The sequence below is a fragment of the Streptomyces sp. WM6372 genome, assembly GCF_001279655.1.
GTDB lineage: Bacteria > Actinomycetota > Actinomycetes > Streptomycetales > Streptomycetaceae > Streptomyces.
The window spans coordinates 14,511-29,220 of record NZ_LGDB01000246.1; the positions used below are offsets into that span (position 1 = coordinate 14,511).

The following is a 14,710-nucleotide window of genomic DNA, read 5'->3' on the forward strand; positions in this document are numbered from 1 at the left end:
ACTCGGTGAGACCCGACATGGCAAATGACGAGAAGATCCTCGACTACCTGAAGAAAGTCACGGCCGATCTGCACCAGACGCGGCAGCGGCTCCAGGACGTCGAGGCTCAGACGCGGGAGCCGATCGCGATCGTGGCCATGAGCTGCCGCTTCCCCGGCGGGATCACCACGCCGGAAGAGCTGTGGCAGCTGGTGGCCGAGGGCCGCGACGCCGTGGCGGGCATGCCCACCGACCGCGGCTGGGACCTTGAGGCCCTGATGGACCCGAACCCCGACGCCCCCGGGTCGAGCTACGTCCACCAGGGCGGCTTCCTGGAGAACGCCGGCATGTTCGACCCCGGGTTCTTCGGGCTCAGCCCGCTGGAGGCCGAGGGCACCGACCCGCAGCAGCGCCTCACCCTCGAAGTGGCCTGGGAGGCCTTCGAGCGCGCCGGCATCGACCCGGAGACCCTGCGGGGCGGCCAGGTCGGCGTCTACATGGGCTCGGGCATCCAGGACTACGGCGACTACGAGGAGGGCGTCCCGGAGGCCGTCGAGGCGTTCATGGCGACCTCCCGCGCCTCGTCCGTCATCTCCGGCCGCGTCTCCTACACCCTGGGGCTGGAAGGCCCCGCCTTCACTGTCGACACCGCCTGCTCCTCCTCCCTGGTGGCCATCCACCTGGCGGCGCAGGCGCTGCGCCAGAACGAGTGCAAGCTCGCCCTGGCCGGCGGTGTGATGATCATGTCGACCGCGTCCCCGTTCGTCGCGTTCAGCAAGCAGAAGGGCCTGTCGCCCGACGGCCGCTGCAAGGCGTTCTCCGACGCGGCCGACGGCACCGGCTGGGCCGAGGGCGCCGCCGTCATCCTCCTGGAGCGCCTCTCCGACGCCCGCCGCAACGGACACGAGGTCCTCGCGGTGATCCAGGGCTCCGCGATCAACCAGGACGGCGCCTCGAACGGGCTGACCGCGCCCAACGGCCCCGCCCAGCAGAAGGTGATCCGCCAGGCCCTCGCCAACGCCGAGATCCCCGGCTCCCACGTCGACCTCGTCGAGGCCCACGGCACCGGCACCACCCTCGGCGACCCCATCGAGGCCCAGGCCCTGCTCGCCACGTACGGCCAGGACCACACCGCCCAGCGGCCGCTGCGGCTCGGCTCGTTCAAGTCGAACATCGGCCACGCCCAGGGCGCGGCCGGAGTCGGCGGCGTCATCAAGACCGTCATGGCGATGCGCAACGGCCTGATGCCGCGCACCCTGCACGTCTCCGAGCCGTCCCGCCACGTCGACTGGAACGCCGGACACGTCGAGCTGCTCACCGAGGCGCTGCCCTGGCCGAAGGCCGAGGACCACGCCCGCACCGCCGGCGTCTCCGCGTTCGGCCTGAGCGGCACCAACGCCCACGTCATCCTCCAGGAGGCGCCGGAGCCGGCCGCTCCCGAGGAAGTATCCGAGACCCCCGCGGTCCCGGCCGTCGCCTCCCCGGTCCTGCCGTACGTGGTCTCCGCGCGCGGCGCCCAGGCCCTGCGCGGACAGGCCGCCAAGCTGGCCGCCTTCGTCCGCGACCGGGCCGCCGGCCCGAACGCCGCCGAGGACCCGCGCGACATCGGCCACGCCCTGATCACCCGCCGCACGGCCTTCGACCACCGCGCCGTCGTCCTCGGCGGCGACCGGGACGCCCTGCTGGCCGGGCTCGACACCCTCGCCGACGGCGGCAAGGCCCCGCACCTGGTCCGCGGCACCGCCTCCGGCTCCCCGCAGGTCGCGTTCGTCTTCCCCGGCCAGGGCTCGCAGTGGATCGGCATGGCCGTCGAACTGCTCGACTCCTCACCCGTGTTCGCCGCGCGGATGCGGGCGTGCGCCGAGGCCCTCGCGCAGTTCACCGACTGGGACCTGCTCGACGTCGTCCGCGGTGAGCCGGGCGCCCCCACGTACGACGAGGTCGACGTCGTCCAGCCGGTGCTGTGGGCCGTCATGGTCTCGCTGGCCGAGCTGTGGCGCTCCTTCTGCGTGGAGCCGGCCGCGGTCGTCGGCCACTCCCAGGGCGAGATCGCGGCGGCCACCGTCGCCGGCGCCCTGTCCCTGGAGGACGGCGCCCGCGTCGTCGCCCTCCGCAGCAAGATCATCCGGTCCGGGCTGGCCGGCCGCGGCGGCATGATGTCCGTACGCCTGCCCTCCGCCGAGGTCCGCGAGCTCATCGCCGGCTGGGACGGCCGCCTCCAGCTCGCCGTCGTCAACAGCCCCACCTCGGTCGTCGTCTGCGGCCACCCCGACGACCTCGACGCGCTGTACGCCCGGTTGGAGGCGGACGGGGTCCAGGCCCGCAAGATCCCCGTGGACTACGCCTCGCACTCCGTCTTCGTCGAGGAGATCCGCGACGAGGTCCGCGAAGCACTCGCCGGCCTGACCCCCCGCTCCGCCGACGTCTCCTTCTACTCCACCGTCGTCGGCGCCCCCGTCGACACCGCCACCCTCGACGCCGACTACTGGTACCGCAACCTGCGCCAGACCGTCCTCTTCGAGGAGACCACCCGCGCCCTCCTCGACGACGGCTTCACCGTCTTCGTCGAGGCCAGCCCCCACCCCGGCCTCCTCGTCGGCCTCGCCGAGACCGTCTCCGCCGTCGGCGTCAGCGCCGCGCCCGTCGGCTCGCTGCGCCGCGGCGAAGGCGGCATCGAGCGGTTCGCCACCTCGCTGGCCGAGGCCTGGGTGGCGGGCGCGCCCGTCGACTGGAGCCTCTTCCACGGCGCCGCCCCCGCCCGCCCCGTCGACCTGCCGACGTACGCCTTCCAGCGCGAGCACTACTGGGCGCCGGCCCCCGCCGCCGCGGGCGACGTCGAGGCCGCCGGCCTCGACCCGGCCGGCCACCCGCTGCTCGGCGCCGTCGTCACCGCGCCCGACAGCGAAGGCCTCACGCTGACCGGCCGCCTCTCCACCGCCACCCACGGCTGGCTCGCCGACCACCGGGTCGGCGACCAGGTCTTCTTCCCCGGCACCGGCTTCGTCGAACTGGCCGTCCTGGCCGGCGACCGGGCCGGCTGCACCACCGTCGAGGAACTGACCCTGGAGGCCCCGCTGGTGCTGCCCGCGCGCGGCGGAGTCGCCGTACGGGTCACCGTCGACGCCCCCGACCCGGCCGGCCGCCGGGCCGTGACCGTCCACTCGCGCGGCGAGGACACCGGCCCGTCCTGGACCCGGCACGCGGTCGGCACCCTCGGCACCGCCGCCGCCCCCGCCCGCCCCTTCGACACCACCGCGTGGCCGCCCGCCGGAGCCGAGCCCGTCGACCTCGACGGGTTCTACGAGAACGTCGCCGCGGAGGGCCTGAACTACGGGCCCGTGTTCCGGGGCCTGGCCGCCGCCTGGCGCCTGGGCGAGGACGTGTACGCCGAGGCCGCCCTGCCCGACGGCAGCGACGGCTCCGCGTACGGACTGCACCCGGCGCTGCTCGACGCGGCCCTGCACACCGTCGCACTGACCGGCGTCACCGGAGACCAGGCGGCCCTGCCGTTCGCCTGGTCCGGGGTCACCCTCGTGGCCGAGGGCGCCGCCGCCGTCCGCGTCCGGGTCAGCGCGCTCGGCGACGGAGAGGTCGCCGTCGACCTCGCCGACTCCGCCGGGCAGCCCGTCGCCTCGGTGGACTCCCTCGTCCTGCGGCCGCTCACCGACGACCGGCTCGCCCAGGACCGCTCCCTCACCCGCGACGCCCTGTTCCGCATCGACTGGCAGGCCCTCCCGGCGGCCGCCGCCGAGGCCTCGCTCACCACGTGGGAGGCCGCCCGGTCCGACGACGGCGAACCCGCCGACGTGGTCCTGTGGGACGCCCCCGCCGGCACCGGCGCCGAAGCCGCCCGCACCGCCGCGCACGCCGTCCTCGCCGTCACCCAGGAGTGGCTCGCCGACGAGCGGTACGCCGGATCGGTCCTCGTCGTCCGCACCCGCGGCGCCGTCGCCGCCCGCACCGGCGAGGACGTCACCGACCTGGCCGGCGCCACCGTATGGGGCCTGGTCAAGTCGGCCCAGTCCGAGAACCCCGGCCGCATCGTCCTCGCCGACGCGGCCACCGAGGCCGACGTCCTCACCGCGTACGCCGCCGGCGAGTCCCAGATCGCCGTTCGCGACGCGGTCGCCCACGCCCCGCGCCTGGTCCGCTCCGCCACCGGCGACGACAACGAAGCGCCCGCGTTCGCCGCGGACGGCACCGTCCTGCTCACCGGTGGCACCGGCATGCTGGGCCGGCTCTTCGCCCGGCACCTGATCACCGAGCACGGCGTCGGCCGCCTGCTGCTGACGAGCCGCCGCGGCCCCGAGGCCGACGGCGCCGCCGAACTCGCCGCCGAGCTCACCGAACTGGGCGCGCACGTGGAGATCGCCGCCTGCGACGCCGCCGACCGGGAGGCCCTCGCCGCCCTCCTGGCCTCCGTACCGGCCGAACACCCCCTCACCGGGGTCGTCCACCTCGCCGGCGTCCTCGACGACGGCATCCTCGGCTCGCTCACCCCCGAGCGCGTCGACGCCGTCCTGCGCCCCAAGGTCGACGCGGCACTCAACCTGCACGAGCTCACCGCCGGCGCCGACCTCGCGGCCTTCGTCCTCTTCTCCTCCGTCGCCGGAATCTTCGGCAACCCCGGCCAGGCCAACTACGCGGCCGCCAACGCCTTCCTGGACGGCCTCGCCGCCCACCGCCGGGCCCACGGCCTGCCCGCCCAGTCCCTCGCCTGGGGCTTCTGGGGCGAGGCCAGCGGCATGACCGGCGCCCTCACCGACGCCGAGCGCTCCCGCATCTCGCAGGGTGGCGTCTACCCGATCTCCTCCGACGAGGGCGTCGCCCTCTTCGACGCCGCCCGGCGCGCGGGCGACGCCACGCTGGTCCCCGTCAAGCTGGACCTCGGCGCGATCCGCGCCCAGGGCGCCGGCGCCCGCGAGGTGTTCCGCTCCCTCGCCCCGGTCACCGCCCGCCGCAAGGCGGGCGGCAAGATCGAGGCCGGCGCCCTCCAGCAGCGGCTGGCCTCCCTCCCCGAGGCCGGACGCGAGGAGGTGCTCGTCGAGCTGGTGCTGCGCCAGGTCGCCGACGTACTGGGCTTCAGCTCCACCCAGGCCATCGAGCCGGAGCGGGCGTTCAAGGAGCTCGGCTTCGACTCCCTGCGCGCCGTCGAGTTCCGCAACGGTCTCGCCGAGGCCACCGGCCTGCGCCTGCCCGCCACCGTCGTCTTCGACTACCCCAACCCCCTGACCCTCGCCCGCCACCTGCTGACCGAGGTGTCCGGACTGCCGGCCGCCGCACAGCCCGCCACCCGCAAGAGCGCGGCCCGGGCCGCCGACGACGACCTCATCGCCATCGTCGGCATGGCCTGCCGCTACCCCGGCGGCATCACCTCGCCCGCCGGCCTGTGGCAGGCCGTCACCGACGGCGTCGACGCGATCTCCGACTTCCCGCAGGACCGCGGCTGGGACCTGGCCCGCATCTACGACCCGACCGGCGCCCGCCCCGACACCAGCTACGTCGCCCAGGGCGGATTCCTCCACGACGCGGGCGACTTCGACCCCGACTTCTTCGGGATCAGCCCGAACGAGGCGCTCATCATGGACCCGCAGCAGCGCCTGCTGCTGGAGGCGTCCTGGGAGGCGTTCGAGGACGCGGGCATCGACCCGCGCACCCTCAAGGGCAGCCGGACCGGCGTCTACTCCGGGATGATGTACCACGACTACGCGCACAACGCGTCCACGGGCGGCATCGCCTCGGGCCGGGTCTCCTACGTCCTCGGCGTCGAAGGCCCGTCCATGACGGTCGACACCGCCTGCTCCTCCTCCCTCGTCTCCCTGCACCTGGCCATCCAGGCGCTGCGCGCCGGCGAGTGCACCCTCGCCCTGGCCGGCGGCGTCACCGTGATGTCCGACCCCGAGGTCTTCGTCGAGTTCAGCCGCCAGAAGGGCATGGCCAGGGACGGCCGCTGCAAGTCCTTCGCGGGCGCCGCCGACGGAGCCGCCTGGTCGGAGGGCGTCGGCGTCCTCGTCGTCGAGCGGCTCTCGGACGCCCGCGCCAACGGCCACCGGGTCCTGGCCGTCGTACGCGGCTCCGCCGTCAACCAGGACGGCGCGTCCAACGGGCTCACCGCCCCCAACGGCCCCTCGCAGCAGCGGGTCATCCGCACCGCCCTGGAGAGCGCCGGACTGACCACGGCCGACGTCGACGTCGTCGAGGCACACGGCACCGGCACCACCCTCGGCGACCCGATCGAGGCCCAGGCCGTCCTCGCCACCTACGGCCAGGACCGCGACGAGGACGAGCCGCTGTGGCTCGGCTCCCTCAAGTCGAACATCGGCCACGCCCAGGCCGCCGCCGGCGTCGGCGGCGTCATCAAGATGGTGCAGGCCCTGCGCCACGAGCTGATGCCGAAGACCCTGCACGTCGACGAGCCCACCCCGGTCGTCGACTGGGAGGCCGGCAACGTCAAGCTGCTCCAGGAGCCGGTCGCCTGGCCCGCCCGGCCCGGCCGCCCGCGCCGCGCCGGCATCTCCTCCTTCGGCCTCAGCGGCACCAACGCCCACGTCATCCTCGAAGAGGCACCCGCCGCCACCGCCGCGGCCCCGGCCGGCGAGCACCGCGAACTGCCCCTCGTCCCGGTCGTGCTGTCGGCCCGCAGCCCGCAGGCCCTCACCGAGCAGGCCGAGCGCCTGCACGCCCACGTCACCGAGGACGCGGAACTCTCGCTGACCGACCTGGCCTACTCGGCGGCCACCTCCCGCACCCCGCACGAGCACCGCGCCGCGGTGGTCGCCGGGAGCCGCGAGGAACTGCTGGCCGGACTGTCCGCGCTGGCCGACGGCGCGCCCGCCTCCGCCCTCGCCGGCGCCGGCGTGGTCCGGGGCGCCGTACGGGACGGCAAGCCGGCCTTCCTGTTCACCGGCCAGGGCGCGCAGCGCCCGGGCATGGGCCGTGAACTGCACGCCGCCTTCCCGGTGTTCGCCCGCGCCCTCGACGAGGTGGTCGCCGCGCTCGACACCTACCTCGACACCCCGCTGTACGAGGTGATGTGGGGCGGGTCCGCCGAGGACGAGGCGCTCCTGAACAGCACCGCCTACACCCAGCCCGCGCTCTTCGCCATCGAGACCGCACTGTTCCGGCTCGTCGAGTCCTGGGGCGTCCGCCCGGCCTTCCTGGCCGGCCACTCCATCGGCGAGATCACCGCGGCCCACGCGGCCGGGGTCCTCTCCCTGGAGGACGCGGCCCGCCTCGTCGCCGCCCGCGGCCGCCTGATGCAGGCCCTGCCCGAGGGCGGCGCCATGGCCGCCATCGAGGCCGCGGAGGAGGAGGTCCTGCCGCACCTGGGCGACACGGTCGGGATCGCCGCGATCAACAGCCCGCGCTCGATCGTGGTCTCCGGGGAGGAGGAAGCAGTCGACGCGATCACCGCCGTCTTCACCGGGCTCGGCCGCAAGACCACCCGTCTCCGCGTCTCGCACGCCTTCCACTCGCCGCTCATGGACCCGGTCCTCGCCGAGTTCCACCTGGTCGCCGAGAACGTGACGTACCACCAGCCGAAGATCCCGGTGGTCTCCGGCGTCCACGGCGCGATCAGCGAGGACTGGGGCACCCCGGACTACTGGACCCGCCACCTGCGCGAAGCCGTCCGCTTCTCCGACACCGTCCGCCACCTGCACGGCCAGGGCGTCACCCGCTTCATCGAGCTGGGCCCCGACGCCGTCCTGACCGCCCTGACCCGTACGACCCTCGACGGCGAGGACCTGGTGATCGAGCCGGTCCTGCGCAAGAACCGCCCCGAAGCGCGCACCCTGCTCACCGCACTGGCCCAGCTGCACGCCTCGGGCACGCGCATCGACTGGCAGGCGTACTACGGCGCCACCGCGGCCCGTCGCGTCGACCTGCCGACGTACGCCTTCCAGCGCCGGCGGTTCTGGATCCAGGGCGGCCAGGGCGGCGGCGACGCCACCTCCCTCGGCCTCTCGACCGTCGACCACCCGCTGCTCGGCGCGGTGATCTCCGCGCCCGAGACGGACGGGATCGTGCTCACGGGCCGCCTCGCCCTCTCCGCCCAGCCCTGGCTGGCCGACCACAAGGTCGGCGAGACCGTGCTCTTCCCCGGCACCGGATTCATCGAGCTGGCCGTCCAGGCGGGCGACCGGATCGGTTGCCCCGCCGTGGACGAACTCACGCTGGAGGCACCGCTGGTGCTCCCGCACCACGGCGGAGTCGCGGTACGGGTCTCCGTCGGCGCCCCCGACGAGGCGGGCCGGCGCCCGGTGACCTTCTTCTCGCGCGGCGAGGACGAGGACCTGCCGTGGGTCCGGCACGCGGTGGGCACGCTCGGCGCGGCCGCCGCCGAGCCCGTACGTCCCTTCGACGCGACGGCCTGGCCGCCCGCCGGCGCCGAGCCGGTCGACCTCGACGGGTTCTACGCCGACGTGGCCGAGGCGGGCCTGGCCTACGGGCCCGTGTTCCAGGGCATGCGGGCCGCCTGGCGCTCCGGCGACGACGTGTACGCCGAGGTCGCCCTGCCCGACGGCGTGGAACCGGACGGCTACGGACTCCACCCCGCGCTGCTCGACGCGGCACTGCACCCGGTCGCCCTCTCCGGCGTGACCGGGGGAGAGGCCGCCCTGCCGTTCGCACTCTCCGGCGTCTCGCTCGCCGCGGAGGGAGCCGCCGCCCTGCGCGTACGGGTCTCCGCCCGCGGCGAGGGCTCGGTCGCGGTCGACCTCGCGGACGCCTCCGGGGTCCCCGTGGCCTCGCTCGCCTCGCTGATGCTGCGCCCGCTGGCCACCGGCCAGCCGGCCGCCGAGGGCCGCTCGGTGGTCCGGGACGCACTGTTCCGCATCGACTGGCAGCAGCAGCCGCAGCCGCAGGCCGCGGCTGCCGACGGCCGGTCCGTGGCCTCGTGGCAGTCGCTCGGCGACGGCCCGCTCGCGGATACCGTCGTCTGGGACGCCCCCGCCGGTGTGGGCGCCGACGCCGTGCACACCGCCGTCGGCCAGGCCCTGGAAGTCCTCCAGCAGTGGCTGGCCGACGAGGCCTTCGAGGGCTCGACGCTCGTCGTCCGGACCCGCGGTGCGGTCGCGGTGGCGGACGAGGAGGTGAGCGACCTCGCCGGCGCCGCCGTCTGGGGCCTGGTGAAGACCGCCCAGTCGGAGAACCCCGGCCGCGTCGTCCTCCTCGACACGGACGCGACCGACGCCGCGGACTTCGCGGACGCCGCCCTCGCGGTGGCCTCCGGCGAACCGCAGGCCGCGCTGCGGTCCGCGGCCGTCCACGCCCCGCGCCTCGTACGGGCGGCGGCGCAGGCCCCCACCGCCGGGCCCGCGGAGTTCGCCGCCGACGGCACGGTGCTGATCACCGGCGGTACGGGCATGCTGGGCCGCCTGTTCGCCCGGCACCTGATCGCCGAGCGCGGTGTGCGCCGCCTCCTGCTGACGAGCCGTCGCGGCCCGGCGGCCGAGGGTGCGGCCGAACTCGTCGCGGAACTCGCGTCGCTCGGCGCCGAGGTGGAGATCGCCGCGTGCGACACCTCCGACCGCGACGCCCTCGCCGCGCTCCTCGCGGCCGTCCCGGCCGCCCACCCGCTCACGGGCGTCATCCACATGGCCGGCGTCCTGGACGACGGCGTCCTCGCCTCGCTGACGCCCGAGCGGGTGACCGCGGTCCTGCGGCCCAAGGTCGATGCCGCCCTGCACCTGCACGAGCTGACCGCGGGCCTGGACCTGGCCGCGTTCATCCTCTTCTCCTCGGTCGCCGGCGTCCTCGGCAACCCGGGCCAGGCCAACTACGCGGCCGCCAACGCCTTCCTCGACGCCCTCGCGACGTACCGGCAGGCCCAGGGCCTGCCCGCCCAGGCCCTCGCCTGGGGACCGTGGGCGGCCGAGGAGGCCGGCGCGGGCATGGCCGGCGAGCTGGCCGCCGCCGACAGCGGCCGCATGAGCCGGATCGGCATCGAGACGCTGTCGGGCGGTGCGGGCACCGAGGTGTTCGACGCGGCCCGGGCGCTCGGCGCACCCGCGCTCGTGACGATCCTGCTGAACACGAAGGCGATGCGGAACGCATCCGACCTCCCGGACCTGTTCCGGAGCCTGGTGCCCGCCCGCTCCCGCCGCCGCGCGGAATCCGGCTCCGCGGTCGACGTGGCGGCGTTCCGCCGCCGCATGGCCGGCCTGTCGGAGGCCGCCCGCACCGACGAGCTCGTCGATCTCGTACGGGCCCACGCGGCCGCGATCCTCGGCCACGCGGGAGCGACGTCCATCGGCAAGAGCCGCGAGTTCAAGGAGCTCGGATTCGATTCGCTGTCCGCCGTCGAATTCCGCAACAGCCTCGCCGAGGCCACCGGACTGCGACTGCCGGCCACGCTCGTCTTCGACTACCCGAACTCCCAGGCCCTCGCCGAGTACTTCGCCGAGGAGCTCCGACCGAAGGACGGCGGTGACGGGACCGGCGACGCGGCCGACCCCGACTCCGACGAGGGCAGGATCCGCCGCCTCCTCCAGACCGTCCCCATGGCCCGCCTGCGCGAACTGGGCCTGGTGGACACGCTCCTCGAACTCGCCGACGGACGAACGCACACCACGGAGTCCAAGGCGGTCGCCGCGGAGGAAGAGGCGATCGACGACATGGACGCCGAGAGTCTGATCAACATGGCGCTCGACGGTCTCGGGCTGGACGACGCGATACAGGGAATGTGAGAAGCCGATGTCCAATTCTGACCAGAAGCTGCTCGACGCACTCCGGGCGTCCATGAAGGAGACCGCCCGGCTGCGGACGCAGAACCGCAACCTGTCGGCCGCCGCGCGCGAGCCGATCGCCATCGTCGCCATGAGCTGCCGCTTCCCGGGCGGGGTCGATTCCCCCGAAAGCCTGTGGCAGCTCGTCGACGAGGGACGCGACGGCGTCTCGGAGTTCCCGGTCAACCGCGGCTGGGACGTCGAGGGCCTGTACGACCCCGAGGGCGAGCGCCCCAACACCACGTACGTCAACAAGGGCGGGTTCCTGCACGACGCGGACCGCTTCGACCCCGCCCTCTTCTCGATCAGCCCCAACGAGGCGCTGATCATGGACCCGCAGCAGCGCCTGCTGCTGGAGGCCTCCTGGGAGGTCTTCGAGCGGGCCGGCATCGACCCGCACACCCTCAAGGGCAGCAGGACCGGCGTCTACTCCGGGATGATGTACCACGACTACGCGTACAACAGCGCGACGGGCTCCATCGCCTCGGGCCGCGTCTCGTACGCCTTCGGCTTCGAGGGCCCGTCCGTGACCCTCGACACGGCCTGCTCCTCCTCCCTCGTCGCCATGCACCTCGCGGCGCAGGCCCTGCGGGCGGGGGAGTGCACCCTCGCCCTGGCCGGCGGCGTCGCCGTCATGTCCACCCCCGAGGTCTTCGTCGAGTTCAGCCGCCAGCGCGGCCTCGCCAAGGACGGCCGCTGCAAGTCCTTCGCCGCAGCCACCGACGGCACCGGCTGGTCGGAGGGCGTCGGCGTGCTCCTGCTGGAGCGCCTCTCCGACGCCCGCCGCAACGGCCACCAGGTCCTGGCCGTCCTGCGCGGCAGCGCCATCAACCAGGACGGCGCCAGCAACGGTCTCACCGCCCCCAACGGCCCCTCGCAGCGCCGCGTGATCCGCAGCGCGCTGGAGAACGCCGGCCTCACGACGGCCGACGTGGACGTCGTGGAGGCCCACGGCACGGGCACCACCCTCGGCGACCCCATCGAGGCGCAGGCGCTGCTCGCCACCTACGGGCAGGACCGCGACGCGGACAAGCCGCTGTGGCTCGGCTCCCTGAAGTCCAACCTCGGCCACACCCAGGCCGCGGCCGGCGTCGCCGGGGTCATCAAAATGGTGCAGGCGATCCAGCACGGCGTCCTGCCCAAGACCCTCCACATCGACGAGCCCACCCCGCACGTCGACTGGACGGCGGGCAACGTCAAGCTGCTCACCGAGCCGGTGGCCTGGCCGGCGGGCGAGCGCCCGCGCCGCGCGGGCATCTCCTCCCGAGACCGAGGCCGGGGCGGAGACCGCGCCGCAGGACGCGGCCCCCGGGTTCGTGCCGGGGCTGATCCCCTGGGCGCTGACCGGCCGTACGGCGCAGGCGCTGCGCGCGCAGGCGGCGCGGCTGGTCGCGTACTTGGAGACCCTGACCGACGACGCGGACCTCGCGGTCACCGGCCGCGCGCTGGCCACCCGGCGCGCCCGGCTGAACGAGCGGGCCGTCGTCCTCGGCGAGAACCGCACAGAGCTGCTGGCCGGTCTGATGGCCCTGGCCGAGGGCGGTACGTCCGCCGGTGTGGTGCAGGGCCAGGTACGGGAGGGCAAGTCGGCCTTCCTCTTCACCGGCCAGGGCGCCCAGCGCCTGGGCATGGGCCGTGAACTGCACGCGGCGTTCCCGGTGTTCGCGCAGGCTCTTGATGCTGTGGTCGGGGCGCTGGACGTGCACTTGGACGTGCCGCTGTACGAGGTGATGTGGGGTGAGGACGAGGCGCTGCTGAACAGCACCGCGTTCACGCAGCCCGCGCTGTTCGCGATCGAGACGGCGCTGTTCCGGCTGGTGGAGTCCTGGGGGGTGCGGCCGGACTTCCTGGCGGGGCACTCCATCGGCGAGATCTCGGCCGCGCACGCGGCCGGGGTGCTGTCGCTTGAGGACGCGGCCCGGCTGGTCACGGCACGCGGCCGTCTGATGCAGGCGCTGCCCTCCGGCGGAGCCATGGCCGCGATCGAAGCCACGGAGGAGGAAGTCCTCCCGTACGTCTCGGATGCCGTGGGCATCGCGGCGATCAACAGCCCTCGCTCGATCGTGGTGTCGGGTGCGGAGGACGCCGTCGAGGCGATCCAGGCGCACTTCACCGAGCAGGGTCGCAAGACGACCCGGCTGCGGGTCTCGCACGCCTTCCACTCGCCGCTCATGGACCCGGCCCTCGCCGAGTTCCGCGCGGTCGCCGAGTCCGTGACGTACCACCCCGCCGTGATCCCGGTGGTCTCGGGAGTACACGGCGAGCTCAGCGAGGACTGGGGGACCCCGGAGTACTGGACCCGCCACCTCCGCGAGGCCGTCCGCTTCGCCGACACCGTCGAGTACCTCCAGGGCCGCGGTGTCGAGACGTACGTGGAGCTCGGCCCGGACGCGATCCTCACCGCCCTGGCGAGCGCGACCATCGGCGACGTCGAGGGCACCGCCTTCATCTCCTCGCTGCGCCGCCGGCGGCCCGAGGCCCGCGAGCTGCTCGCGGCCGTCGGCCGCACCCACAACCAGGGCATCTCCGTCGACTGGGCCGCCTACTTCGGTGCCACCGAGGACCGCTGGGCCGACCTGCCCACGTACGCCTTCCAGCAGCAGCGCTACTGGCTGGAGGCCACGACCGGCGAAGGCGCCGGCCTCGGCGCCGCAGGCCTGGAGACGGTCGGGCACCCGCTGCTGAGCGCCGCGATCGCCTCCGCCGACTCCGGCGAGGTCGTCCTGACCGGGCGGCTCTCGGTCGACAGCCAGCCCTGGCTGGCCGACCACGACGTCCTCGGCAGCATCCTCTTCCCCGGCACCGGCTTCGTCGAGCTCGCCATCCGCGCCGGCGACCAGGTCGGCTGCGACGCGGTCGAGGAACTCACCCTGCACGCCCCGCTGATCCTGCCCGAGCGCGGCGGATCCGGCGTACAGGTCTGGCTCGGCGCCGACGACGGATCCGGGCGCCGTACGGTGAGCATCCACTCGCGCGACGAGAACGCCGCCGAGCCGGTCTGGACGCGGCACGCGGAAGGCACCCTGGTCAGCGGCTCGGGCGCAGCAGCCGCCAGTCTGACCGAGTGGCCGCCGCCCGGTGCCACGCCGACCACGGTGGACGGTGCGTACGCGCTCCTGCTGGAGCGCGGCTACCACTACGGGCCCGTGTTCCAGGGCCTCAAGGCCGCGTGGACGTCCGGCGAATCGCTGTACGCGGAGGTCTCCCTCCCCGAGCACGCGCACGCCGACGCCGCGCGGTACGGCCTGCACCCGGCGCTCCTCGACGCCGCCATGCACGTGGCGCTGATCGACGACGGGTCGAGCACCGACGAGTCGACGGTCCTGCCGTTCTCGTGGAACGACGTCGCCCTGCACGCGGGCGGCGCCGCGGCGCTGCGCGTGTGCATCGCCCCCTCCGGCCCCAACACGGTGACCGTGACCGTGGCCGACGCCGAGGGGCAGCCGGTCCTGACGGTCGGCTCGCTGGTGTCGCGCCCGGTGTCGCAGGAGCAGTTGAGCGCCGGCCGGCCGGATTCGCTGTTCGAGATCGCCTGGCGTCCGCTGGCCGCCGCTTCGGTCCCTTCGGACGCGGCCGCCGAGCAGCACGTGTGGGGTGAGCTGCCGGAGGGCGAGCTGTCGGGTGCGGTGGTCTTCCACGTCCCGGGCGCGGAGGGTTCGCTGCCCGAGGCGGTGCGTTCCGCTACCGCCCGGACGCTGGCGGCCATTCAGGAGTGGCTGGCCGAGGAGCGCTTCGCTGAGACCACGCTGGTCGTCGCGACGCGTGGTGCGGTGGTCGTGGATGCGGCCTCCGATGTCATCGATCTGGCCCAGGCGCCCGTGTGGGGTCTGGTGCGTGCGGCCCAGGCGGAGAACCCGGGCCGTATCCAGCTCACCGATCTCACGGCGGCCACCGACGGAGTTGCCGCCGTCATCGCCTCCGGCGAGCCGGAGAGCGCGGTCCGCGCCGACGGCATCCGCATCCCGCGCCTCGCCCCGGTCACCCCGGCCACCGAGGCCTCCGTG

At 74.5% G+C, this 14,710-nt stretch carries 1 protein-coding gene and 1 pseudogene; both read left to right on the forward strand.

Annotated features, from left to right (window positions below; all coding sequences use genetic code 11):
• Positions 1-17 precede the first annotated feature (17 nt).
• The gene (locus ADK52_RS37090) at positions 18-10,667 is read left to right on the forward strand and encodes a type I polyketide synthase (protein ID WP_053694243.1); all 10,650 of its coding nucleotides are present in this window, start codon (positions 18-20) and stop codon (positions 10,665-10,667) included.
• Positions 10,668-10,698: 31 nt separating this feature from the next.
• Positions 10,699-14,710: pseudogene (locus ADK52_RS45180) on the forward strand (type I polyketide synthase); the annotation flags it as partial.